At 71.1% G+C, this 23527-nt stretch carries 23 protein-coding genes; 9 read left to right on the top strand and 14 right to left on the bottom strand.

Annotated features, from left to right (window positions below):
- Window positions 1-125: 125 nt before the first annotated feature.
- The gene (locus ABZS69_RS00425) at window positions 126-1661 is read left to right on the top strand and encodes an AMP-binding protein (protein WP_355363983.1); all 1536 of its coding nucleotides are present in this window, start codon (window positions 126-128) and stop codon (window positions 1659-1661) included.
- Window positions 1662-1814: 153 nt separating this feature from the next.
- Window positions 1815-3050, top strand: coding sequence for a trypsin-like peptidase domain-containing protein (locus tag ABZS69_RS00420; protein ID WP_355363980.1), 1236 nt, complete (start codon window positions 1815-1817; stop codon window positions 3048-3050).
- A gap of 67 nt (window positions 3051-3117) precedes the next feature.
- Here the strand turns inward: ABZS69_RS00420 and ABZS69_RS00415 are convergent, their stop codons facing one another.
- The 8 genes from ABZS69_RS00415 to ABZS69_RS00380 form a co-directional block, all read right to left on the bottom strand.
- Window positions 3118-3858 carry an ABC transporter permease gene (locus ABZS69_RS00415; RefSeq protein ID WP_355363977.1) on the bottom strand — a complete coding sequence of 247 codons (741 nt, stop codon included), beginning with the start codon at window positions 3856-3858 and terminating at the stop codon, window positions 3118-3120.
- On the bottom strand, window positions 3851-4732 hold the full coding sequence (locus tag ABZS69_RS00410) for an ABC transporter ATP-binding protein (protein WP_355363974.1): 882 nt from the start codon (window positions 4730-4732) through the stop codon (window positions 3851-3853). The genes ABZS69_RS00415 and ABZS69_RS00410 overlap by 8 nt, the downstream gene beginning before the upstream one ends.
- The gene (locus ABZS69_RS00405; RefSeq protein WP_355363971.1) at window positions 4729-5052 is read right to left on the bottom strand and encodes a transcriptional regulator; all 324 of its coding nucleotides are present in this window, start codon (window positions 5050-5052) and stop codon (window positions 4729-4731) included. Before ABZS69_RS00405 ends, ABZS69_RS00410 begins: the two co-directional genes overlap by 4 nt.
- Entirely contained in the window at window positions 5049-5675 is a 627-nt protein-coding gene (locus ABZS69_RS00400) for a hypothetical protein (RefSeq protein ID WP_355363968.1), read from the bottom strand. Before ABZS69_RS00400 ends, ABZS69_RS00405 begins: the two co-directional genes overlap by 4 nt.
- Window positions 5676-5757: 82 nt before the next feature.
- Complete coding sequence (gene cydC, locus ABZS69_RS00395) at window positions 5758-7434, bottom strand: thiol reductant ABC exporter subunit CydC (protein WP_355363965.1); 1677 nt, start codon at window positions 7432-7434, stop codon at window positions 5758-5760.
- Window positions 7431-9245: a thiol reductant ABC exporter subunit CydD gene (gene cydD / locus ABZS69_RS00390; protein ID WP_355363962.1), complete on the bottom strand. Its 1815-nt coding sequence runs from the start codon at window positions 9243-9245 to the stop codon at window positions 7431-7433. Before cydD ends, cydC begins: the two co-directional genes overlap by 4 nt.
- Before the next feature lie 6 nt (window positions 9246-9251).
- The gene (locus tag ABZS69_RS00385; protein WP_355363959.1) at window positions 9252-10016 is read right to left on the bottom strand and encodes a cytochrome d ubiquinol oxidase subunit II; all 765 of its coding nucleotides are present in this window, start codon (window positions 10014-10016) and stop codon (window positions 9252-9254) included.
- Window positions 10017-10027: 11 nt separating this feature from the next.
- Window positions 10028-11197, bottom strand: a complete 1170-nt coding sequence (locus tag ABZS69_RS00380) for a cytochrome ubiquinol oxidase subunit I (protein WP_355363956.1) — start codon at window positions 11195-11197, stop codon at window positions 10028-10030.
- Window positions 11198-11314: 117 nt separating this feature from the next.
- Between ABZS69_RS00380 and ABZS69_RS00375 the strand changes: the two genes are divergently transcribed.
- Complete coding sequence (locus tag ABZS69_RS00375) at window positions 11315-11686, top strand: helix-turn-helix transcriptional regulator (protein WP_355363953.1); 372 nt, start codon at window positions 11315-11317, stop codon at window positions 11684-11686.
- On the opposite strand, the gene ABZS69_RS00370 is transcribed toward ABZS69_RS00375, so the two are convergent.
- Entirely contained in the window at window positions 11658-12326 is a 669-nt protein-coding gene (locus ABZS69_RS00370) for a permease prefix domain 1-containing protein (protein WP_355363950.1), read from the bottom strand. The two genes, ABZS69_RS00375 and ABZS69_RS00370, sit on opposite strands and share 29 nt — an antisense overlap.
- Before the next feature lie 105 nt (window positions 12327-12431).
- Here ABZS69_RS00370 and ABZS69_RS00365 point away from each other — a divergent pair, with 105 nt between their 5' ends.
- The 3 genes from ABZS69_RS00365 to ABZS69_RS00355 are packed head-to-tail and all read left to right on the top strand — an operon-like array spanning window position 12432 to window position 13559.
- On the top strand, window positions 12432-12785 hold the full coding sequence (locus ABZS69_RS00365; protein WP_355363947.1) for a VOC family protein: 354 nt from the start codon (window positions 12432-12434) through the stop codon (window positions 12783-12785).
- The gene (locus tag ABZS69_RS00360) at window positions 12782-13114 is read left to right on the top strand and encodes a metalloregulator ArsR/SmtB family transcription factor (protein ID WP_355363944.1); all 333 of its coding nucleotides are present in this window, start codon (window positions 12782-12784) and stop codon (window positions 13112-13114) included. The genes ABZS69_RS00365 and ABZS69_RS00360 overlap by 4 nt, the downstream gene beginning before the upstream one ends.
- Complete coding sequence (locus ABZS69_RS00355; protein ID WP_355363941.1) at window positions 13104-13559, top strand: SRPBCC domain-containing protein; 456 nt, start codon at window positions 13104-13106, stop codon at window positions 13557-13559. The genes ABZS69_RS00360 and ABZS69_RS00355 overlap by 11 nt, the downstream gene beginning before the upstream one ends.
- Window positions 13560-13581: 22 nt before the next feature.
- Here ABZS69_RS00355 and ABZS69_RS00350 read toward each other — a convergent pair whose 3' ends face one another.
- Window positions 13582-14901: a pentapeptide repeat-containing protein gene (locus ABZS69_RS00350; protein ID WP_355363938.1), complete on the bottom strand. Its 1320-nt coding sequence runs from the start codon at window positions 14899-14901 to the stop codon at window positions 13582-13584.
- Window positions 14902-15310: 409 nt separating this feature from the next.
- Between ABZS69_RS00350 and ABZS69_RS00345 the strand changes: the two genes are divergently transcribed.
- Window positions 15311-15676, top strand: coding sequence for a thioredoxin family protein (locus tag ABZS69_RS00345; protein ID WP_355363935.1), 366 nt, complete (start codon window positions 15311-15313; stop codon window positions 15674-15676).
- Between the two features lie 16 nt (window positions 15677-15692).
- On the opposite strand, the gene ABZS69_RS00340 is transcribed toward ABZS69_RS00345, so the two are convergent.
- The 3 genes from ABZS69_RS00340 to ABZS69_RS00330 form a co-directional block, all read right to left on the bottom strand.
- Entirely contained in the window at window positions 15693-16499 is an 807-nt protein-coding gene (locus ABZS69_RS00340) for an SAM-dependent methyltransferase (protein WP_355363932.1), read from the bottom strand.
- Window positions 16500-16729: 230 nt separating this feature from the next.
- Window positions 16730-18067, bottom strand: coding sequence for a class II 3-deoxy-7-phosphoheptulonate synthase (locus ABZS69_RS00335; RefSeq protein WP_355363929.1), 1338 nt, complete (start codon window positions 18065-18067; stop codon window positions 16730-16732).
- A gap of 92 nt (window positions 18068-18159) precedes the next feature.
- Complete coding sequence (locus ABZS69_RS00330) at window positions 18160-19356, bottom strand: FAD-dependent oxidoreductase (protein WP_355363926.1); 1197 nt, start codon at window positions 19354-19356, stop codon at window positions 18160-18162.
- Between the two features lie 117 nt (window positions 19357-19473).
- Here ABZS69_RS00330 and ABZS69_RS00325 point away from each other — a divergent pair, with 117 nt between their 5' ends.
- Window positions 19474-20316: an anti-sigma factor gene (locus ABZS69_RS00325; RefSeq protein ID WP_355363923.1), complete on the top strand. Its 843-nt coding sequence runs from the start codon at window positions 19474-19476 to the stop codon at window positions 20314-20316.
- A 51-nt stretch (window positions 20317-20367) separates the two neighbouring features.
- Entirely contained in the window at window positions 20368-22587 is a 2220-nt protein-coding gene (locus tag ABZS69_RS00320; protein WP_355363920.1) for a M64 family metallopeptidase, read from the top strand.
- On the opposite strand, the gene ABZS69_RS00315 is transcribed toward ABZS69_RS00320, so the two are convergent.
- Window positions 22531-23526, bottom strand: coding sequence for an aminoglycoside phosphotransferase family protein (locus tag ABZS69_RS00315; protein WP_355363917.1), 996 nt, complete (start codon window positions 23524-23526; stop codon window positions 22531-22533). The two genes, ABZS69_RS00320 and ABZS69_RS00315, sit on opposite strands and share 57 nt — an antisense overlap.
- Window position 23527 lies beyond the last annotated feature (1 nt).

The following is a 23527-nucleotide window of genomic DNA, read 5'->3' as shown; positions in this document are numbered from 1 at the left end:
TCACCCGCCCGGGCGCTCGCTCGCGCAGCCGACTCCCACGTGGCGTCGCTGCGCCAGGTGTCGCGGGGGCGGGTGTGGGCGGGAGGGTGCTGGCGCGACCGCAGTGCGCCGAATAGTGTTCGGTCATGTATCCGGGAGCCATCGCAGCAGTCACCCCAGACAAGCCCGCTGTGATCATGGCGGGCTCCGGACGGATCATCACCTACCGCGAGCTGGATGAGGAGTCGAACCGGCTGGCCCACCTGTTCCGCGCGGCCGGGTTGCGCCCCGGCGACCACATCGCCTTCATGCTCGCCAACCACCCCCTCTTCCTCGCCGTCGCCTGGGCCGCGCAGCGCTCGGGGCTGTACTACACGCCGATCAGCTCCCGCCTCCAGACCGACGAGCTGGCCTACATCGTGAACAACTGCGGCGCCCGGGTGTTCGTCTCCAGCGCCGACCTGGCCGCCGTCGCCACCTCGATCACCGCCGCCACCCCCGGGGTCGAGGTGCGGCTCATGCTGGACGGCGCCGCCGAGGGCTTCGAGTCGTACGAGGAGGCGGTCGCAAAGCAGCCGGCCACCCCGATCGACGACGAGTGCATGGGCGTGGACATGCTCTACTCGTCGGGCACCACGGGACGGCCGAAGGGCGTCAAGATCTCGTCGGCGCACGGCCCGCTCACCGAGCCCGGCACCCTGCTGCAGCTCATCCAGGCGCTGTTCGCGCCGTCGGCGGACAGCGTCTACCTCTCGCCGGCGCCGCTCTACCACGCCGCCCCGCTGCGCTACAGCCTGACGTTCCAGCGGCTCGGCGCCACGGTGGTGGTGATGGAGCGCTTCGACCCCGAGCAGTTCCTGGCGCTGGTCGAGCGGTACGGGGTGACGCACTCGCAGCTCGTGCCGACAATGTTCATCAAGATGCTCAAACTGCCCGAAAAAACTCGGACAAAGTACGATATTTCCTCGCTCACGCACGCGATCCACGCCGCCGCCCCCTGCCCCGTCCCCGTCAAGGAGCAGATGATCGACTGGTGGGGCCCGATCATCCACGAGTACTACGCGGGCACCGAGGGCAACGGCTTCCTCTACGTCAACTCCCAGGACTGGCTCCGGCACAAGGGCACGGTCGGCCGCTCCCTGCTCGGCATCGTGCACATCTGCGACGAGGACGGCGCCGACCTGCCCCCTGGCGAGCACGGCACGATCTACTTCGAGAAGGGCGGCCGGTTCGAGTATCACGGCGACCCCGACAAGACCCGCTCCGCGCAGGACCCCCGGGGCCGGGGCTGGACCACGCTCGGCGACATCGGCCGCCTGGACGCCGACGGCTTCCTCTACCTCACCGACCGCCGCTCGTACATGATCATCTCCGGCGGCGTGAACATCTACCCGCAGGAGGCCGAGAACGTCCTGTCGGTGCATCCGAAGGTGGCGGACGTGGCGGTGTTCGGGGTGCCGGACGAGGAGATGGGCGAGCAGGTCAAGGCCGTGGTCGAGCCGGTGTCCATGGCTGAGGCCGGACCGGGGCTGGAGGCGGAGCTGGTCGCGTACTGCCGTGAGCGTCTGGCACACTACAAATGCCCCAAGTCGGTGGACTTCCGCGAGCAGTTGCCCCGCCACCCGACGGGCAAGCTCTATAAGCGCCTGCTCAGGGACGAGTACTGGCCGGCTTCCGGGTAAATTCTCCGCAATTTCTCCGCGCCGCCACCCGCGCTCCCACCTTGTCCGATAAGGCTTCCGTGAGCCTTCTCATGAAGCTCTGATCAGCGGCTTAACCAGCTCTTACGCGCTTGTTGGCACTCTTGAGTCATCGGTACTCGAGGGAGATGACAGATGAACGCGAACGAGCCTCACGAGCAGGGGACCGGTGGGTGGAGCCAGTTCGGCAACACCCCGCCGGCCGCCGGGGGCTTTCCCCGGCGGGACACGCACATCATGGAGCAACTGCCGCCACCCCCCTCGCAACCGAAGAAGCCCGGTTTCTACCCAGGTCGCAAGGCCGTCGCCGGGCTCGCCCTGGCCGCCACCGCCATCGGCGGCGGCATCGTGGGGGCCGTCGTCGCCAACGCCTTCCAGCCGACCCAGCTGGCCAGCAGCGCCACGCCGAGTCCCGTCTTCAAGTCGGCCTCCAACCAGCTCACCGTCGCGCAGGTGGCCGCCAAGGTGCAGCCGACCGTCGTGATGATCCAGGGTCAGACCGGTGAGGGCTCCGGCGTCGTCCTGTCGGAGGACGGGCTCATCCTCACCAACAACCACGTGGTCGTGGGCGCCGGTCAGGGCGGCGGCCAGATGACCGTCAAGTTCAACGACGGCAAGACCGCCAAGGCCAGCGTCGTCGGCACCGACCCGGCCACCGACCTGGCCGTCATCCGGGCGGAAGGCGTCTCGGGGCTGAGCAAGGCCACGCTCGGCGACAGCGACATCGTCAAGGTCGGCGACCCCGTACTGGCCATCGGAAGCCCGCTTGGCCTGGACGGATCCGTCACCGCGGGCATCGTCAGCGCGCTCGACCGCACGCTCACCGTCGGCGGCGAGCAGCGCCAGCAGATCCCGCCCGGCTGGGGCTGGGGGCAGCAGGAGCAGCAGGGGAGCGGGACCACCACGATCGCCGGCGCGATCCAGACCGACGCCTCGATCAACCCCGGCAACTCCGGCGGCGCGCTGGTGAACGCCGCCGGCGAGTTGATCGGCATCAACACCGCCATCGCCTCGGACGCCGCGGGCGGCGGCGTCGGCTTCGCCATCCCGGTCAACACCGCCAAGCAGGTCTCCGAGCAGCTCATCAGCGACGGCAAGGTCAGCCACGCGTTCCTCGGCGTGAGCGTCACCGACGCGACCGGCGACGTGCCGGGCGCCCTCGTCCGGCAGGTCACCGACGGAAGCCCGGCGGCGAAGGCGGGACTGCGGCAGGGCGACCTGATCACGAAGATCGGCGACAAGGTGGTTGACGGCGGCGATACTGTAGTTGGGCAGGTCAGAGGTTTCAAACCGGGCCAACAGGTCAAGATCACATATATGAGGGACGGCAAGACTTCCGACGTCACCGTGACCCTCGAAGAGAAGAAGTAACAAGGACCCCCTCCCGGACGGGTGTGCCGTCGAGATCGCTGCGGACTCGGCGGCACACCCCCCATTTTCAGGAGAAGCGTCTGCCCTCGTCGCGGCGGTAGGCCCAGCCCGCGGCGAGGGCGAGGACGACCGTCCAGACGGCCAGCATGACGATGGCGACCACGTTCGGGTCGCGATCCGCGGTCACCGCCCAGAGCAGCTCCGCCGCACCCCGGGTCGGCGTGTACGGGGAGACGGCCTCGATGAAGGCGGGCAGGACCTGCGGCGGCAGCAGCAGCCCGCCCAGCACCGCCAGCGGGAAGAACAGGACCTGAGACACCGCGATCGCGGCCTTCGAGCTCAGCAGGTAGCCGATGAGCAGGCCGAGCAGCATGAACGGGATCCCGCCGGCGACCAGCACGGCCAGCCCGAGCAGCAGTTTCACCGGCGTGATCGTGGCCTCCGTGAGGAACGCCGCCACCAGCAGCACGGGGATCACCGAGACGAGCATGACGCCCACCGTCGTCAGGATCCGCCCCGCGAAGCGGGGGAACGGGCCCGCGGGGAGCGTGCGCAGGTACGGGTTCCAGGGTTGCTCGCGCTCCTGGGCCACGTTGATGCTGAGCCCGATCAGCGCGCCCGACATGGCCCCGAAGAACATCAGCGACGCCGTCGCCATCGTGGCCGCCCGCGGATCCTGCCCCGCGAACGGCACCACGAACGCCAGCATCGACACGGCCGGGAAGAACGCGCTGGCCAGGAGGCTGATGGGCACCCGGAGCTGCTCCAGCAGCAGATAGCGGGTGTGTGCGAGGACCAGGCTAGACATGCGCGGACTCCTTCGAGGTGATGGTGAGGAAGGCCTCCTCCAGGGTGGTCGGCCTGATCTCGAGGCCGGAGAACGGCGTGCCGCTCCGTACCAGCTCGACGACCAGCCGGTCGGGGTCGGTGGTCAGCAGGTGGATCCGGCCGTCCTCGCGTTCGGTGCCGATGACGCCGGGCAGCTCGGGCAGGTCGTCGGCGACGAGCGAGACGCGCCGCACGCCCACCATGTCGCGTACGGCCCGCACGGTGTCGTCGGCCAGCACGCGGCCGTGGCCCACCACCACGACCCGCTCGGCCAGGGCCTCGATCTCCTCCAGGTAGTGGCTGGTCAGCAGGACGGTGCCGCCGGCCTGGTGGAAGGACCTGACGCCCTCCCACAGCGCGCGCCTGGCCTCGACGTCCAGGCCGGTCGTGGGCTCGTCCAGGAAGACCAGCTTCGGGTCGCCCGCGAACGCCAGCGCCACGGCCAGCCGCCGCTTCTGCCCGCCGGACAGGCCGCCGACCTGCCGCTTGACCAGGTCGTCCAGGCCGAAGCGCGCCAGCAGCTCCCCTTTATCCGCTTTTTTCGGAAAATGTGCTGAAACGAAGTCGACGATCTCGCCGACGCGTAACGACTCGGGCAGCCCGGTCTCCTGCGGGGTCACGCCGATGCCGCGGCGTACGACCGGGTCCTGCGGGGAGCCGCCGAGCAGCTCGACCGTGCCGGAGGTGGGGCGGCGCAGCCCCACGAACAGGTTGATCAGGGTGGACTTGCCCGCGCCGTTCGGGCCGAGCAGGCCGACGAGCTCGCCCGCCCGGATGTCGAGCGAGACCCGGTCGAGCGCGAGCACGTCGCCATAGCGACGGGTGACCTCGATCGCCCTGGCGAGCATGGTCATGAGATTCCTCCAGCGTTGTCGAGCAAGGCGCGGATCGCCTTGGTGTAGTCCTCGAAGGCCAGCCGCCCGCGCTTGGTGAGCGCCACGAACGTGACGGGGGTGCGCCCCTTGTGCGTCTTGACGATCTGGACGTATCCGGCGTCCTCCAGCTTGGTGAGGTGCACCGACAGGTTTCCCGCCGTCATGCCGAGCAGGTCCTTCAGCGAGGGGAAGGCCATCTCGTTCCCCTCGCCGAGCACGTTGAGCGCGGCGACCACCCGCAGCCTGGCCTGCGCGTGGATCACCGGGTCGAGCTCCGGCGGCGCGTTGTCGGCGGTCACCGGCCGTCCCGCCGCAGCCACAGGCCCGCGACGATGAAGCCGCCTCCCAGCAGCACGGCCGTCAGCAGCGCGTGCCAGCCGGCGCCGAGCAGCACTCCCACGGCGTCGACGCCGGCGACCCAGGCGCCGATGAAGAACATCGGCCAGTTGAGCCAGATCGCGCCCCCGGCCATGTGCAGAACCGCGACGATCATGAGCGACGCGCCTCCCCAGACCAGGCCGCTCTCCTCGGGCGGCAGGAGGGCGCTCACCCTGGTGGCGATGACGACCACGAGCAGCATCCCGGCGAACCACGCGTACCCGAACATCGTGCCCCTGGCCGTGTGGTCGCCGCGGATGCCCATGCTCATCCGCACGATCCCGAACGCGGCCACCGCCCCGGCCACGATCTGCGCGCCCATCAGCACCGCCAGCGCCTGCATCTGGGAGATCGGCGCGTACGGGTGGCCGTCGAGGCCGTAGTGCAGGAAGAACGCGGTGAAGCCGAGCAGCCAGGCGACGCCCCAGGGGACGTAGAGCAGGAGCGGGTCGCCGCGCAGCCGCCTCGTGGTGGCCTCCCGCTGCTCCTCGATGAGGCGCAGCATCTCCTCGGGGCTCGTCACCTGTTCGTCCTCGCTCATCATGACAAACTCCTCGGTCCTTCAAACTGGTTTGTACTTTAAACCAGATTGCCACGCCAACTCAATCCCCTGTCCGTCTGGGGGCTCAGCGCCTGGTCAGGACCTCGGACTCCCAAAGGTCGCGGTAGTAGCCGGGCACGGAGACGAGCTCGTCGTGCCGGCCCCGCTGGGCGACCCGGCCCTCTTCGAGCACGACGACCTCGTCCACGCTCTCCAGCCCCTTGAGCCGGTGCGTCACGAGGAGCGTGGTGCGGTCGCGGGTGACGTCGAGCAGGTCGCCCATCAGCCGGTCGGCCGTCTCCTCGTCGAGCGCCTCGGCGGGCTCGTCGAGCAGCAGCACGGGCGGGTCGTACAGCAGCGCCCTGGCCAGGGCCAGGCGCTGCAACTGCCCGCCGGACACGGTCCTGCCGTCCTCGCCGAGCTCCGCGTCCCACCCGGTCCGCTCGACCCAGCCGTCGAGCCTGGCGTCGCGTACGGCCGCGTCGAGCTCCTCCTGGCCCGCTTCCGGACCCGCGAGGCGCAGGTTGTCCTTCAGGCTGGCACGGAAGATGTACGGGTCCTGGGTGAGGCCGGTCATGAGCGCCCGCACGTCGTCGCCGGCGAGGTCGCGTACGTCCACGCCGTTGACGCGGATGCTGCCCGACTCCGGCTCGACCAGCCGCATCAGGGCGGCCAGCAACGTGCTCTTCCCCGCCCCGCTGGGGCCCACGATCGCGACCCGCCTGCCGGGCGTGAGCGTCAGCGACACCCCGTCCAGGGCGGCCCGCGCGGACCCGTGGCGGACCACCAGGTCGTCGATCTCGACGGTCAGCGGGGCCTCGGGCCGGGGCGCGGGCGCGGCGGGCTCGGCGACGGCCGGGGCGGCGGTGCGGACCTCGCGCAGGCGGCGGAGCGCCGCCGTGATCCCCGCCAGGCGCTCACCCGCCGCCGCCAGCGGCAGCACCGGCTCGAACGCCACCAGGGCGGTCAGCGCCAGCACGGCCGTCGCGACCGAGCCGGCGCCCGCGCCCTGGGCGAGCAGGACGACGGCCGCCACCGTCAGGCCCTGCACGAGGGTGCCCCCGGCGAGGGCGGTGGCGTGGACGCGGGCCTGGCGGCGTTCGAGGGCGGCCAGGGACTCGTCGGCGGCCAGCGCCTTGGCCAGTGCCTCCGCGTCGGCGCCGTAGGCGGCCAGGTCGGCCGAGCCGTGCACCAGGTCGGCCACCCGGCCCGCCAGCGCCGCCCTGGCCGGGGCGATCCTGGCCGACCAGCGGCGGGCGGCGGCGGCCGTGCCGGCGGGCAGCGCCACCCCGGCCAGCAGGAGCCCGGCCACCAGCACGAGCGCCGTCACCGGCAGGACGGCCAGCCCGATGGCGACGGCCGCCAGCCCCGCCAGCGCCGCCGCCGCGGCGGGCAGCAGGCAGCGCACGAGCAGGTCCTGCACGGCCTCGGTGTCGTCGACCATGCGGCTGAGCAGGTCGGCTCCGCCGTGCCGGGGCTGCTGGGGCGGGATGAGGGCCCGGTAGAGCTGCTCGCGGGTGCCCGCCTGGGCGCGCAGCGCGACGTCGTGGCCGGTGAGGCGTTCGGCGTAGCGGAAGACGCCCTTGCTCGTGGCGAACGCCCTGGTCGCCACGATGGCCACGCTCAGGGCGGCCAGGCCAGGCTGCTGCGCGGCCCTGGTGATCAGCCACGCGGCGGCGGCGATGAGCCCGAGCCCGGCCAGGTCCGCCGCCGCGCCCGCCAGCACGGCCCACAGGAGCCGCGTCCCCATCCGCCGGTTCACCGCCCGCTCCCTTCGCCTCGCCGGGCCGCCACCTGATCGTCCTGCCGATCCCCGCCCGGGGACGACGCGGGCCCACCGGCGTGGCTCGCTTGCCCGGCGGCGCCGGGCCGGTCTGTGCTGGTCTGGTCTGGGCCGATCCGTCCATCGCGGCGGACGGTGTCGGAGACGACGCGGCCCTCGTGGACGCGGATGACGCGGTCGGCGAGGTCGATCATGGCCGGGCGGTGCGCGACGATGACGGCCGTGCGGCCCCGGGCCAGGTCCGCGGTGGCCGCCACCACGGCGGCCTCGCTGCGCCCGTCCAGCCGGGCCGTGGGCTCGTCGAGCAGCAGCACCGAGGCCGCGGGCCGGCAGAAGGCCCGCGCCAGCGCGACCCGCTGCCGCTGACCGGCGGACAGGTTGGCGCCGCGCTCGCCCACCATCGTGTCGAACCCCTGCGGCAACGCCTCCACGAAGTCGGCGTGCGCGGCGGCCGCGGCCTCGCGGACCGCGTCCAGAGAGGCCTCGGGAGCCCCGAGGCGGATGTTGCCGGCCACGGAGGTGGCGAACAGGTGGGGCCGCTGCGCCACGAACGCCAGCCGCGACCGCCAGCTTCCCAGGTCCAGCTCGCGAAGGTCGGCGCCGTCGACGAGCACCCGGCCCTCCGACGGCTCGACGAACCCGAGGACGAGGTGGAGCAGGGTGCTCTTGCCCCCGCCGCTCTCGCCGACCAGCGCCACCCGTTCGCCCGGGCCGATCGTGAGCGAGACGTCCTCCAGGGCCGCGACGTCACGCCCGGGGTAGCGGACGGTCACGTTCTCCAGGCGGATCTCCGGCGCGCCGGGCGGCGGCGTCCCCTGCGCGGCCGCACGGACCGGCCCGCGTACGGGATCGGGCTCGTCCGCGCCGTCCAGCACGGCGAAGGCCGCGTCGGCCGCCGCCACGCCCTCCATCGAGGCGTGGAAGCGCGTCCCCATCGCCCGCAGCGGCAGGTACGCCTCCGGCGCCAGCAGCAGCACCAGCAGCGCGGTGGTCAGGTCCAGCGACCCCCCGAGCAGCCGCAGCCCGATCGGCACCGCCACCAGCGCCAACGACAGCGACGCGCACAGCTCCAGCACCAGCGACGACAGGAACGCCACCCGCAACGTCCGCATCGTCGCGTTCCGGTGCGCGTCCGCGACCTGCTGGATGACGCCCGCCTGGTAGCGGGCCCGGCCGAACGCCCGCAGCGTGGGCAGCCCGCGCACCACGTCGAGGAAGTGGCCGCCGAGCCGCGACAGGGCCAGGAACTGGCGCTCGGTGACGGCCTTGGTGGTCATGCCCACCAGGGCGCCGAAGACGGGGATCAGCGGCAGCGTGACGAGGACGATGACCGCGCTGGCCAGGTCGGCGGCGAACAGCCGTACCAGCACCGCGAGCGGCACCACCGCGGCCACCGCGATCGAGGGCAGGTAGCCGGTCAGGTACGCGTCGAGCCCGTCCAGGCCGCGCCCCGCGAGCGTGACCAGCTCGCCCGAGCGGTGCTGCGTGAGCCGCCCCGGGCCCAGGTCGCGCAGCCGGGCCAGCAGCCGGTGGCGCAGCGCCGACTTCACGCCGGTCGCGGTGCGCCCGGCGAAGACGCCCTGCGTCCACGCCAGCAGCGCCCGCACGCCCACCACCGCCGCCAGCCCCGCCAGGGCGACCGCGGTGAACCTGCCGGACAGCACCCCGGCCAGCAACTCGGCCTGCACCAGCACGAGCAGCCCCGCCAGCACCGCGGCGGCCATGGTCACCGCGAGGTGGCGGCGGACCGACCGCTCGGCCCGCATGAGCCGTAGAAGATCCTTGTGCACGAGCCCTCAGAAGAACGACGGAAGCAGGAGGGCGTCCTTCCCCGGACGGAAAGTGCGCCACACCCATACTTGCGCGCCCAGGACGACGGGTGCGAGCGGCAGCACCATGACACTGAGCACATTCAAGGTGGCCGCGGGCGCGCTGTGCGCCAGCAGGTACGGCATCGCGCCCACGAGCACGCCCACCGCCGGGACAGCCGCCACGACCCCCGACACCACCAGGGCCCGCCCCGACCGGGACGCCCCGAAGACCCCGGGCGTCCGCCACGCCAGGAACGTCCACCCGTGGAAGGCGAACAGCAGCGTCACGACCGCCCCCAGCATCATCCCCACCGGGTGCACGGCCGGAGCCGTGAACCCCGTGGCCGCCGCGTAGATCGCCATGCCCCAACCGAACGACAGCCCCAGTGACCCGAACGCGATCATCGCGTCCCAGAACCCCCGCCACCTGAACCCGTCCAGCCTCCGCCGGAACCACAGCCCCGCGTCCCGCACGATCCAGCTCAGCAGCATGGCCACCACCAGCGGGTACAGCTTGAACAGCACCTCGCCCTCCAGCATCGGATAGACGCCGAACATCGTCCCGGCGACCGCCACCAGCCACACCTCGTTGGCCAGCACGTACGGCGCCATCGCGGCCACCATGCGGTCACGGCCCTCGCGCGTCCTGCCCATCAGCGGCAGCAGCAGCCCCACTCCCAGGTCGAACCCCTCAAGGGCGAAATATCCGATCAGCAGCACGGCGAAGAGAACGAACCAGATCACTTCCATGTCGGCACTCCTCAGTAGCTCAGGGCGGGGGAGCGGGACTCACCGGCGGGGGCGGCGCCCAGGGCCAGGTCACGCGGCCCGCGCCGGATGATCTTGGCGATGAGCACGTAGTCGACGACCGCCAGCAGCCCCAGCACCCCCGCGAACCCGACGAGCGAGGCCGTGACCATGCCCGAGGTCAGCCCCGGGGACATCGCGTCGGCCACGGAGAGCTTCTCCCAGATCATCCACGGCTGCCGGCCGACCTCCCGCGCCAGCCAGCCCATGATCGCCAGGGCGAACGGCAGCGGCGTCATCACCATGAGCAGCGGATGCGTCCACCGCCACCGCGGCAGCACGCCGATCATCGGCAGCATCACGAACAGCACGACCAGCGCGAGCAGCTGCCCGAACTCGATCATGACCGCCAGCGGGAGCGCCGCGCCCACGTTGCCGTTGAACTTCCCCTCCTGGACCCCGGCGAACTGCGCGTACCCGAACCCGGTCGTCAGGAAGATCCCGATCGCCGCCGCGACCACGCCGGTCCGCAGCGACCTGGTGAAGAACTCCACGTGTTCGGTACGGCGGCGCAGCTGGTACGCGCTCGCCCCCACCAGCACCATGGCCCCCGTGAACAGCCCGGCCCCGATGACGTGCGGGAAGGAGAAGACCAGGCTCTTGTTCGTGAGCAGGGCGCCGAAGTCGACCAGCTCCAGGCGGTCGCCGCGGTCGACGGAGCCGACCGGGTTCTGCAGGAACGAGTTGGCGACCATGATGTAGAAGGCGCTCGCGTACGCCGTCAGCGTCACGAGCCAGATGCAGGCCAGGTGCAGCCCCTTGGGCAGCCGCCGCCAGCCGAAGATCCACAGGCCCAGGAACGTGGACTCCAGGAAGAAGGCCACCAGGGTCTCCATAGCCAGCGGCGCGCCGAACACGTCGCCGGCGTAGTGGGACAGGCCGCTCCAGGACAGGCCGAACTGGAACTCCATCACCAGCCCGGTCACGATGCCCAGCGCGTAGTTGACGACGTAGATCTGCCCCCAGAAGCGGGTCATGCCCTCGTGCAGCGGCTTGCCCGAGATCACCCAGCGCGTGTTCATGATCGCCACCAGGGGCGCCAGGCCCAGCGTGAGCACGACGAACAGGAAGTGGAGGCTTCCCGTCACGGCGAACTGCGTCCGTGCCAGTTCGAGTACATCCATCGCGAACTCCGTTGTTGTGTCTACCTACATATAGACAGCCTACATGTAGACTGCCTACATGAGAGCACTTCGCTGGAGGGCGCGGGGAATGCCGGGGCGGTGTCTAGGATCGGAATCATGAATCCGGACGCGCTGCGCGGGCACATGGACGCGCTCCTGCTCTCCGTGCTGGAGCGGGAGCCGCTGCACGGCTACGCCATCATCGAGGCGCTGCTGGAGCGCAGCGGCGGCGCGCTGAACGTGCCCACCGGCACCGTCTATCCGGCCCTGCGCCGGCTGGAGCGCATCGGCTACCTGTCCAGCGAGTGGGCCACGGTGGGCGGGCGCAAGCGGCGTACCTACCGGTTGACGGATTCGGGCAGGAAGCAGCTCGAAGGGGAGCGTTCGGCGTGGCAGGAGTTCGCCACCGTGATCGGCAGCGTGCTCCGCGCGGACGCCACGGCGGCCGGGGCGGGGGAGGTCAGCGGCGCGCGAAGGGCTGCCGGCTGATGCGCAGGCAGCGCGTCGCGCCGTAGAGCTGCAGCCCCCAGCAGGCGGACGTCACCGCGTTGGCCAGGACGGTGGGCAGGACGTCCAGCCGGCTCGCCCCGTTCGAGCCCAGGGTCAGCAGCATGCCCAGCGCCACGGTGACGGGCAGCATGGCCAGCACGAGCACGCCCAGCGACCTGGTCACCAGCCGGGGCCGGTGGATCCACCGGGCGCCCCGGCTCAGCGCGAACAGCGCGAGCCCGCCGTACAGCCCGACGCAGAGCTGCAGGATGTCGAGCAGCCGCGAGACGGGCCGGTACCAGAGCGGCGCGTGCTGCCAGGCATCGCTGTTGCCGGGATAGATGCGCCAGATCACCGACCACATCAGCGCGGTGATCGGCACGCTGATGAACAGCAGGAAGCCCAGCCGGCGCCCCGCCACGGCGGTCAGCTCGGACTGGTAGCCCGGGGCGATCTCCGTGACCTGCCCGAACTCCGCCACCGCGACCCGCTCCGCCTCCGCCCGGTCGAGCCCGTCGGCCTCCAGGGCGTCGGCGGTGTCGGTGAGGCTGTCGCGCGCCTCGACGACCAGATCGCGCTTCGGCCCGTGCGGGCCGGCCAGGGCGCGGTCGAGCTCTGCCACGTAGTCGTCGATGCGCATGGACTCCAGTCTACGGAGGACGATCTCGGGGTCCCATCGGGGAATTCCCCGATATTTCAGGGGTGGGGTTGATGTGTAGGAAAAAACCTACGTATAGTGTCCGACATGCTGATATCCCAAATCCTCACCATCACCGTGCCCGTCGCCGACCAGGAGCGGGCGCTGGCCTTCTACACCGGCGTCCTCGACTTCGAGGTGCGCACGGACAACCCGTTCCCGATGGGCCGCTGGCTGACCGTCGCCCCCAAGGGGGCCGCGACCACGCTGCTGCTGGCCTCCTGGTTCCCCGCCATGGCCCCGATCGGCGGCCTGGTGGTGGCCGCGCCCGACCTCGACGCCCTGGCCGCGCGGCTGCGCGAGCACGGCACCTCCTTCGAGGGGCCGAGCGATGAGCCGTGGGGGCGCCAGCTGCTGTTCCAGGATCCGTTCGGCAACGGGTTCGTGGTCAGCCAGGCATGACGGCCGACCACGTGTTCGCCGCGCTGGCCAGCCCGGCCAGGCGGGAGCTGCTGCGCCTGCTGCTCGACGAGGGCGCCCAGCCCGCCGGCCGGCTGGCCGAGCGGTTCGACATGAGCCGGCCCAGCGTGTCGGAGCACCTCAAGGTGCTCAGGGACGCCGGGCTGGTGGCCGAGACCCGCATGGGGCGGGAGCGGCACTACCGGCTGGAGGCGGCGCCGCTCATGGAGCTGCGCGACTGGCTCACCCCGTACGAACGGTTCTGGCGGGAGAAGCTGTCTGGCCTCACGGCCCTGCTCGACGAGATGGAGGACGACGACCATGCCCCGTGACCCGGCGGCCGAGGACCTGCGCGCGATCAGGGTGGACCAGTTCATCGCGCACCCGCCGAGGAAGGTGTGGCGGGCGCTGACCGAGCCCGAGCTGGTCGCCCGCTGGCTCATGCCCAACGACTTCAAGCCGGAGGTGGGGCACCGGTTCACGTTCACCACGGAGCCCAAGCCGCAGGTCGGCTTCGACGGGATCGTCTACTGCGAGGTGCTGGAGCTGGAGCCGGAGAAGCTGCTCAAGATCAGCTGGAGCGACCGCAAGCGGGTCGACTGGACGGTCACCTGGCGGCTGGAGCCAGAGGGCAGGGGCACCAGGCTGTTCCTCGACCACGAGGGCTTCGACCCGGACGACGAGCTGCAGCAGCTCTCCCGCCGGATCATGGGCGGCGGCTGGCGTTCGCGGCACTTCCGCGCCATCGCCGCCGTCGTGGAGGGGCTCGGCGGCTGAGGGCGGGAAAGTGGGCTGCGGCCTACGGGGTGGACGTCCACATCACGGTTGCCGTGGTGATCGCCAGCAGCAGCGCGAACCAGCCGGCCGCCCGGCCCATGCGCATGCCGTACCCGCACACGAGCCAGGAGACCGACAGCCACCAGCGGTGACCGGCCTGGCGCCGCATCTCCATGGCCGCGAACGCGAAGTCGGCCGAGGTGGCGCGGTCGCTGGGCTGCAGCCCGGCGTAGAGGTCGGCCAGCCGGTCGGGGGTGGCGCCGGGGTCGCCCGGCGCCGCCCAGCCGCGCAAGGTGTGCTCGTCGGCCAGCGCGCGCCGGCGGGAGAACCAGCGCAGCATCGGCCAGCGCAGGCTCACCCGCAGGGCACGCGGCGTGAACGCGAACGTGCAGTCCTTGACCCGCACCCCCGACGGATGGGCCAGACCGGCGAACCTGCACGCCGACAGGTCCAGCCCGTACAGCGCCAGCTCGGCGGCCTCCACCTGGCGCAGTGACGTCAGCACGGACCTGCCCCGCCCGGTCACGGTGGCGGGGCCGCGCAGCACCGCGCCCTCCAGGTCGGCCTGGGAGTCGGTCAGCCGCAGCGTCGTCGCGCCGGCCACCTCGACGCCGCGCAGGTCCACGCCGCACCGGGACACGGCCACGTCGAGGAGCCCGTCGGCGCGGGCCCTGGCCGCCGACAGCCTGCCGGTGGCCGAGAGGTACGCGTCGGCGGCGAAGTGCGCGGCCTCGAACCCGGCGTGCCCGCTGACCTTGCGGAAGGACAGGGTACGGCCGAAGCGCGCCCCTCTGAAGGCGGCCCCGTCGCCCAGCCTGGCTCCGTCGAAGGTGGCGTACCCGTCGAACCTGGCCCGCTCGCACGACAGCCCGTGACCGAAGACGGCCTGGCTGAACAGCGCGTCGCGGGACATCACGGCCCGGTCGAGCGAGACGTGCCCGCGCACGGTGACGCCGTGGAAGGACAGCTCGCGCGTGAACCTGGCGCCGGCCAGCGACACGTTGCCCTCGAAGCGGGCACCGAAGAACGAGGCCAGCCGGTCGAACCTGGCGCCGTCGAGCGAGACGTCGCCCGTGAACGTCACACCGGACAGCCGTACGTCGCCGGTGAACCTGACCCGGTCGAGCCGGGCCCTGCCGGGCCTGCCGCCGGTGGCGTCGAGCACCCGGGACAGCAGCTCGCCGCTCACTGTGGTGCCGCGCAGGTCGAGCAGGCGGCCGGGAGACATCTCGGCGAGAGCCTCAGGGAGTTGATCGGGTGCGAGGTGTGCGAGGCAGAAGCCGGTCGTCCGGCTGGCGATTCCGGTGCAGGCAGCCGAATACGCGCAGGTGACCCAGTCCATGAAGAGGTCATACCCGCCCGAGACGGCGTCAAGGTTCGATGTTTTTATGTTCTATCCACTTTTGCGGGGAAATATGCGTTCTAAACTCCTCGCACCTTCGCAAAGTGCCGGACATGCGCGCTTTATCCCAAGCCTCCCTGGCTGCACTGATTGTGGTGGCTCTCTCCGCCTCGCCTGCCGTGGCGGAGCCCCGCCCCCGGCCGGAACGCGGTGACGAACGTCACAACACCCCGCCAGGCCGGGCCTCGTTCGGTCGAGGGCCACCCGCTGTCCGCCGGTTTCATCCCGATCTTGTCCGACCGTCCTTGCGGTGTGGCAGAGTTCGGGCAGGCATGGACAGTGGAATGCCGGCGAAGGGGTAGAGGTTCATACCCATGGATAAGTTTCAGCGAGGGACGAGGAGCCACTTGTGGCGACCATCGAAGTAACAGAGCAGAACTTCAACGACATCGCCGACAAGGGGATCGTGCTGCTCGACTTCTGGGCGGAGTGGTGCCCGCCGTGCAAGAAGTTCGGTCCGATCTTCGAGCAGGCGTCGGGCAAGCACGAGGACATCACGTTCGGCAAGATCGACACCGACGCCGAGCAGGGGCTCGCGCAGGGCTTTGACATCACCTCGATCCCGACGCTCATGGCCATCCGCGACGGCATCGTGGTCTTCGCCCAGGCCGGCGCCATCCCGGCGCCCGCACTCGAGGACCTGATCAAGCAGGTGCGGGCGCTCGACATGGACGGCATCAGGGCCGAACTCGCCGAGGAAATGAAGCAGAACTGACCCTTCCCCGAGGGTCTCAGGGTTTGACGGCGACCCCGACGTACCCGAATGTGATCCCGTTCCCGGGCGCGTCGGGGTCGTCGGGCCGCCACCCGTTCGGGTACGTCAGCCCAGGCTCCTCCAGCTCGTAACCTTCGAAGAACCGCAGGATCTCCTCGCCGGTGCGCAGGCTCAGCGCGGCCGTGGCCCGCCGGTAGATCTCGATGGCCTGCGGGGTGGTGTCCGGCGTGGTGTCGATGGCGTGGCTGATCACCAACCTGCTGCCGGGCGCGCTCACCGCGCGCAGCTTGCCCACCATGTCGTACGCGACGTCGTCCGGGATGAAGTGCAGGATCGCCAGCATCAGGAACGCCACCGGACGATCGAAGTCGATCATGTCCCGCAGCTTGTCCAGCAGCGTGTCGGTCTCGCGCACGTCGGCCTGCAGGAAGAGCACGTCCTCGGTCCTGGCCAGCAGCGCCCTGCCGTGCACGCAGACCACGGGGTCGTTGTCCACGTAGACGACGCGCGCCTCAGGGGCGATCTCGTGCGTGTTCCCCTGGGTCGGCAGCCCGGCGCCGAGGTCCACGATCTGCCGCACGCCCGAATCGACCAGGTGCCGCACGGCGCGGCGCAGGAACGCCCTGTTCGCGCGGGCGCCCTCCTTGGTGTTGGGGAACGTCTGCAGGATTTGCTCGGCGGCTGCCCGGTCGGCCGCGAAGTTGTCCTTACCGTCGAGGAAGTAGTCGTACATACGCGCGACGTTGGGGACGTTAGGGTCCACCCCCTCGGGGGCACTGTCCACGATTTCTCCCGAAATTTCGGCCTTTTTGCGGGCGATCATATCTGCGAGCTCCCCGGTTTCCCCGGAATTCGGTTCTACTCTCTCGACCAGTGAGACGCACATCACTCACCTCCATCACGCCCCGCCCCGGCCCCCTCGCCCCCGGTAACCCCATCCGCCACACCGGCCCGCGGTCCGTGGCGGGCAGGGCGGGCACCGAGGCGGGGGCCGGAAAGCCGAAAGGGACGCGGCGCTCGGTGAGCGCCGCGTCCCCTCAGGTGCGAGTGAGGTCAGCCGCGGTAGAGCTCGGCCACGCGGAAGGCGAGGTCGAGGGACTGGCCGCGGTTGAGCCGCGGGTCGCAGGCCGTCTCGTAGCGGGTCGCGAGGTCGTCCTCGACGATCTCGTGCCCGCCGCCCACGCACTCCGTCACGTCGTCACCCGTGAACTCGATGTGGATCCCCCCGGGATGCGTCCCCAGGGACCGGTGCACCTCGAAGAAGCCCGCCACCTCGTCCAGCACGTCGTCGAGGCGGCGCGTCTTGTGCCCGCTGGGCGCCTCGAAGGTGTTGCCGTGCATCGGGTCGCAGATCCAGGCGACCCGCGCCCCCGTGGCAGTGACCTCCTTGACCAGGGCCGGCAGGTGCTCGCGGATCTTGGAGGCGCCCATGCGGGTGATGAACGTGAGCCGCCCCGCCTCGTTGCCCGGGTTGAGCTTCTCGATGAGCCCGAGGGCCTCGTCGGGCGAGGTGGTGGGCCCGAGCTTGACGCCGATCGGGTTGCGGATGCGGGAGAAGAAGTCGACGTGCGCCCCGTCGAGCTGGCGGGTGCGCTCGCCGATCCAGACCATGTGCGCCGACACGTCGTACGGCAGCCCCGTACGCGAGTCGATGCGCGTGAGCGCCCGGTCGTAGTCGAGGATGAGCGCCTCGTGCGAGGAGTAGAACTCCACGGTGTGGAACTCCTCGGGATCGGCCCCGCAGGCCCGCATGAACGCGAGCGCCTGGTCGATCTCCCTGGCCAGCTGCTCGTAGCGGCGCCCGGCGGGCGACTCGGCCACGAAGTCCTGGTTCCACGCGTGCACCTGGCGCAGGTCGGCGTAACCGCCCTTGGTGAAGGCGCGCGCGAGGTTGAGGGTCACGGCCGAGGAGTGGTACGCCTTGAGCAGCCGCCACGGGTCGGGCCGGCGGGACTCGGCGGTGAAGTCGAACCCGTTGACCATGTCGCCCCGGTAGGCGGGCAGCTCGATCCCGTCACGGGTCTCGCTGCCCTTGGAGCGCGGCTTGGCGAACTGGCCCGCGACCCGGCCGATCTTCACGACCGGAATCTTGCCCGCATAGGTCAGCACGATCGCCATCTGCAGCAGCGTCTTGAGCTTGTTGCGCACGTTGTCGGCGGTCGCGCCGGAGAAGGTCTCCGCGCAGTCGCCGCCCTGCAGGACGAATGCCTCACCGCGGGCGACGGCGGCCAGCTGCTCCTTGAGCTGGTCGCACTCGCCCGCGAAGACCAGTGGGGGCAGGCCGCCGAGCTCGGCGACGACCTTGTCGAGCTCGCCGCGGTCGGGCCAGTCAGGCTGCTGCGCCGCGGGGAGGGCTCGCCAGGAATCGAGATCCACGAGATTGCTGCTCACGAGATACGAGGGTAATCCACCGGCCGCGGCCCCACGGACCCCCTTGTCCACGTTGTGAGAATGCAGTTATACCCCTGTGGACTCCGAGGCGGTCAAACTTCCTTTACGGTCACGTGCTCGGGCCGCACCCCCAGGCCGATGAAACGCCGGGCCACCCGGTTGAGCAGGGGGATCCCGGTCATGTCGCGGGGCAGCCCGGACGGGTCGATCCTGCTGCGCAGCGCCCGCTTGACCACCAGATTCTGGAAAACCCGCTGGGCCGCCTGCGTGACCCGCGTGGGCGGCATCCGCCGCTTCTGCACCAGGCGCAGGGCCGACTCGGGGATCGGCGCGCCGGACCTGAGCGAGCCGGCCAGCAGGTTGGCGGTGGCGACCGCGTCCTGGACGGCCAGGTTGATCCCGACCCCGAACACCGGCGACATGGCGTGCGCGGCGTCCCCGATGCACAGGAACCCGGGCCGGTACCAGCGGTGCAGCCGGTTGATCACGACGGTGAGCACGCTGACGTCGTCGTAGCTCCCGATCTGCCCGACCCGGTCGGCCAGCCACGGCAGCAGCGACACGACGGGCTCGCGCAGCGCGTCGATCCCGGAACGCACCAGCTCGTCGAACCCGCCCTTGGGGATCACGTACGCGAGTTGCCAATAACTTTGCCTGTTGATGGACACCATCATGCGTCCGCTGGAGAGCCGCAGGAACGTGTCGTCGCGGTCGGACGGGTGCCTGGGCAGCCGGAACCACACCACGTCCATCGGCGCGCCGAGCTCCTCCGGCACGAGCCCTGCGCGCTCGCGCAGGGTCGAGTGGCGTCCGTCGGCGGCGACGGTCAGGTCGGCCCTGATCTCGTGCTCGCCCGACTCGTCCCGGTAGCGCAGCCCGCGCACGGCCTGGCCCTCGCGGATCAGGTCGTACGCCTCCGCGTTCATCAGCAGCCGGAAATGCGGGTAGCGGGCGGCGGCCGATGTGATGAGGTTCAGGAAATCCCATTGCGGTACGAACGCGATGTAGTCGTACTTGCCGGGCAGCCCGCGCAGGCTCGCCATCCTGACGTCCCCGCGGTCGGTGACCATGGTGATCCCGTACGCCTTCCAGTGGGGGATCTTCAGGAACTCCTCGGCCAGCCCCAGCTCGTCGAGCACCTGCAGCGTGGACGGATGGATCGTGTCGCCCCGGAAGTCGCGCAGGAAGTCACCGTGCTTCTCCAGCAGCGTGACCTCGACACCCGATCTGGCCAGCAGCAGGGCCAGCACCGCGCCGGCCGGTCCGCCGCCTGCAATGACACAGCTCATAATTCATCACCCGATGAGATTGTCTCACGCCATGAGAAAAGAGCAAGCCCCCACGGCCATCCGACATGCCCGAGCCGCCGAAGTACATGCGTGAGCCGCCTCTCACAAAGGGAGTGGATGATGACGGACGAACTCCACACCCTCTCGGGCGCCTACGCCGTGCACGCACTGCCGTACGCCGAGTGGGTGCTGTTCGAGGAGCACCTGCTGGCGTGCTCGGCCTGCTGGGTGGAGGTGCGCCGGCTGCGGGAGACGGCGGCCAGGCTCGCCGAGGCGGTGGCCGAGCCGCCGCCCGCGATGCTCCGGCAGCGCCTGCTCGCCGCCGCCCACGAGCTGCGCAGGCCCGTGCCGGACGACGCCCCGACGCTCAGGGTCCTGCGCGAGCCCGAGCGGCCCGCCGCGTTCACCACGAGGCCGGAGGAGCCCGTGGTGTCCGGGACCACGCCGGAGATCCCCGTGGCTCCCGAGAGCGGCCGGGTCGTGCCCCTCAGGCGCGGGCGGGCCAGGCTGACGGCGGGCCTGGCGGCGGTCGCCGCGGCGGCCGCGGTCGCGCTCGGCGCCGTCGCCCTCGACGCCCGCCGCGACGTGAGCGACCTGACCGCCAGGAACGACGAGCTGATCGCCGTGCTGGCCGCCCCCGACGCCGAGACGGTACGCCGGCCCGTCACCTCCGGCGGCACCGGCACGGTCGTGATCTCCCGCTCCAGGGGACGCATGATGTTCGCCTCGTCCGGCCTGTCCGAACTGCCCCGGTCCAAGGGATACGAGCTGTGGCTGATGGGCCCCGACGGCCCGCGCCCGGCCGGGATGCTCGACCGGGCCAGGGGCGACCTGACCACCCCGCTGCTGATCACGCCGGACCGGGCGGACGACCGCGTGGCGCTCACGGTCGAGCCGGCGGCCGGGTCCAGGAGACCGACGACCCAGCCGATCCTCCTGGCCGAGCTGCCGACGGCCTGACACGCAGTTAGGGACTTGGTCACACGCGTTTGATCGTAGATAGTGCAGGGCATGCGTATCTTCGCGGCCCTGGTGCTGGCCGCCGCACTGTTACCCGTGTTACCCATGCCCGCGGCGGCCGCCGAGGCGGGCGCGGCCAACGTGGTGCCCGTGCAGGTCACCGGCTCCCCGGCCAGGCGATTCAACCTGATCATCATGGGAGACGGCTACACGGAGCCGGAGCTGGCCAGGTTCCGGGCCGACGTGGACCGGCACCTCAACGTGATGTGGTCGATCGAGCCGTTCAAGACATATCGGAACTACATCAACGTCTACCGCGTCGACATCGTCTCCGGAGAGTCCGGCATCAGCTGCGACCCGGGGCTCGACTCGCCGAAGAAGACCACCCCGCTCAGCATGGGATTCTGGGGCCGCTGCAACCCCGGCAGCGTCCAGCGGCTGATCACCATGGACAACACCGCCGCCACCCGCTACGCCGACCTGGTCACCGGCACCTCCTCCGGCAACAGGCAGATCCTCGCGCTCGGCAACAGCGGCACGTACGGCGGCGCGGGCGGCTCGTACGCCACCGCCTCGGGCAGCAACAGCATGTCCGCCCTGATCAGCCCGCACGAGCTGGGCCACTCCCTGGGCGGCCTGCAGGACGAGTACGACTACTACCAGCGCGGCGTCCCCGGCGGCGCCTACACCGGCCCCGAGCCGTCCAGCGCCCACCACTCGCTGCTGACCGAGCAGCAGCTGAAGGACCAGCAGAAGAAATGGTGGCGCTGGCTGGGCGAGCCCAGCGAGTCGGGCGGCCCCATCGGCCGCTACGAGGGCGGCCTGTACTACACGAGCGGCGTCTGGCGCCCCAGCCGGCACTCGATGATGAAGACCCTCGGCTACTACTACGACCAGGTCAGCCGCGAGGTCATGGTCCAGCGCATTACCGCCAAGACCATGGTCATCCAGGACGCCGCGCCCAACCAGCAGCCCGTCGGCGCCGACCGGGTGCTGTGGGTCGAGCCGATGCGCCCCGTCGGCCACTCGCTGACGACCACCTGGAACGTGGACGGCAAGGACCTCGCGAGCCACGAGGACGTCCTGGACCTGCGCACGCTCGGCCTCACCCCGGGAACGCACACCGTCACGGCCACCGTCTCGGACCCGACCGAGTTCGTCAGGGACCCGGCGATCAGGGCGGCCGTCACCAAGTCCCGCGCCTGGACGGTGGACACGTCGCTGACCACCCCGCCGGACGGCGTCGAGGCCGCGTTCGTCTCCTCCACGCCCACCGAGCGGCCGCTGGGCCGCGCCGACGTCGTCTACGTGGAGACCACCCACCCGGCCACGGCCGCACCCCAGGTGACGTGGACCGTGGACGGCCGCCCGGCGGCCACCGGCACCGAGCTCGACCTGGGCAGGCTGGACCTGAAGCCGGGCCCGCACACCCTCACCGCGGCCATCGGGGGCCAGACCCTCAACTGGCAGATCGACGCGAACCAGCCCGTCACCCGCTACGAGCTGTCCGAACCGCTCGCCGCGTCCGGCGACGCCTACGTCTACAACGGCCCCTTCTCCATGCGGCTGACGGGTGAGGACGACCGCGCAGGTTACGTGGTCTCGGAGTCCAGGGTGGACGGCGACGGCTGGTTCAACTACTTCGGCTGGCCGACCTCCTCGGAGCTGCCGTGGACGTTCAGCGAGGACGGCACGGTCATCGACTCCCTCGTGTACGGGAAGCTGCCGCGCGGCCGGCACACGATCGAGTACCGCTCGATCGACGCCGCGGGCAACCAGGGCACGCCGAAGAGCTTCACCGTCACCACGATCGCCCCGCCGCCCGCCTGCACCCGCACGGTCACCGGCGCGTACCAGGGCCCCCTCCTCGTCGCCGACGGCGTCACCTGCCTCGACGGCGCCCAGGTCAGCGGGCCCATCACGGTGAAGCCCGGGGCCTCGCTGGTGATCAAGGGCGGCCGGATCGCCGGCACGGTCACCGCCGCGCAGCCGGCCGCCGTGCACGTGCTCAAGGCGTCCCTCACCGGCGCGCTCAACGTCAGCGGCGCCAAGGCGCTGACCATCGTGGGCGCCGACCTGCGCGGCGCCGTCCTGCTGACCGGCAACACGGCGCCGATCCTGTCGGGCACCACGATCAGCGGCGCGCTGGTGTGCACCGGCGACAAACCCGTCGATCTCGGCGTGCCCAACAAGGGCGTGAGGGCGTGCGTCCGGCTAGCCGAGGCCTCCAGAGGAGGGGCCTACGAGGCGGTCGAGCACCGCGGTAAGTGAGCCGAACGAGGCGTCGCGGAGCCTGGCGTACTCGTCCTCCGGGTATTGCCGGGGTCCGTTCTCCACCAGCAGGATCAGGTAGAGGTAGGCGCGGTAGAGGTCGATCCGGGTGCGCGCCGCCGGGGTGAGCTCAAGCGGCGTCACCTCGCGGTAGCCCGCCAGCAGCGGGTCGTCCTCCGTCAGCTCGCCGAAGATCGTCGGCGTGACGAACTCGGCGAGCGGGTCGCCCCAGAAGGCGCGTTCGTGGTCGATGATGGCCTGGATCCGGGGCGGGCCGCTGAGGTCGAGGAAGACGTTGCCCTGCCAGATGTCGAAGTGCACGAGCCGCGGCGTCGTCACCTCGTCCAGCACCGGCGAGGCCGCCTCGATCACCGCCATGATCTCCGCGGGGGTGCGCGGCAGCCGCGTCGGGTAGCGCTCGGTGTCGCCGAGCAGCGCCCCCACCATCGCCAGGAACGCCTGACGCCAGGTGGCGCCGACGATCCCGGCGTGGGGGTAGCCGAAGACCTCGCCGCGCACCGCGTTGAACCTGGCCAGATGGCGGCCGAGCTCCCGCCGCAGCGCCTCCTCGCCCTCGGGCTTGACGTCGTTCCACGAGACCCCGTCGAGCGCGCCGAGCAGGAGGTAGTCGCCGCCCAGCACCGGGTCGTCGAACTCGGCGCGCAGCAGCGTCGCCACCGGCACCCCCGCCTGGGCCACCAGTTCGTACGCGTCGGCCTCCATGCGCAGCAGGTTGCGCTCGTAGCTGAGCTGGTCGAGGTCGGGCGGCGGGGACAGCTTGAGCACCACCTCGCGCCCGTCCTCCAGTTTCAGCCGCCAGACGGCGTTGGCGTAGCCGTCGGTCAGCTCGGTGACGGCCACGACCCCCGTGCCCAGCGCCCGGCGGGCCAGGGCGTCGAGCTCGGGCTCGGTTAAGCGGCGCTTTGTTCTACTGTCCACG

The organism is Nonomuraea sp. NPDC005650, assembly GCF_040605375.1.
GTDB lineage: Bacteria > Actinomycetota > Actinomycetes > Streptosporangiales > Streptosporangiaceae > Nonomuraea.
This window is presented reverse-complemented; position numbering and strand designations above follow the sequence as displayed.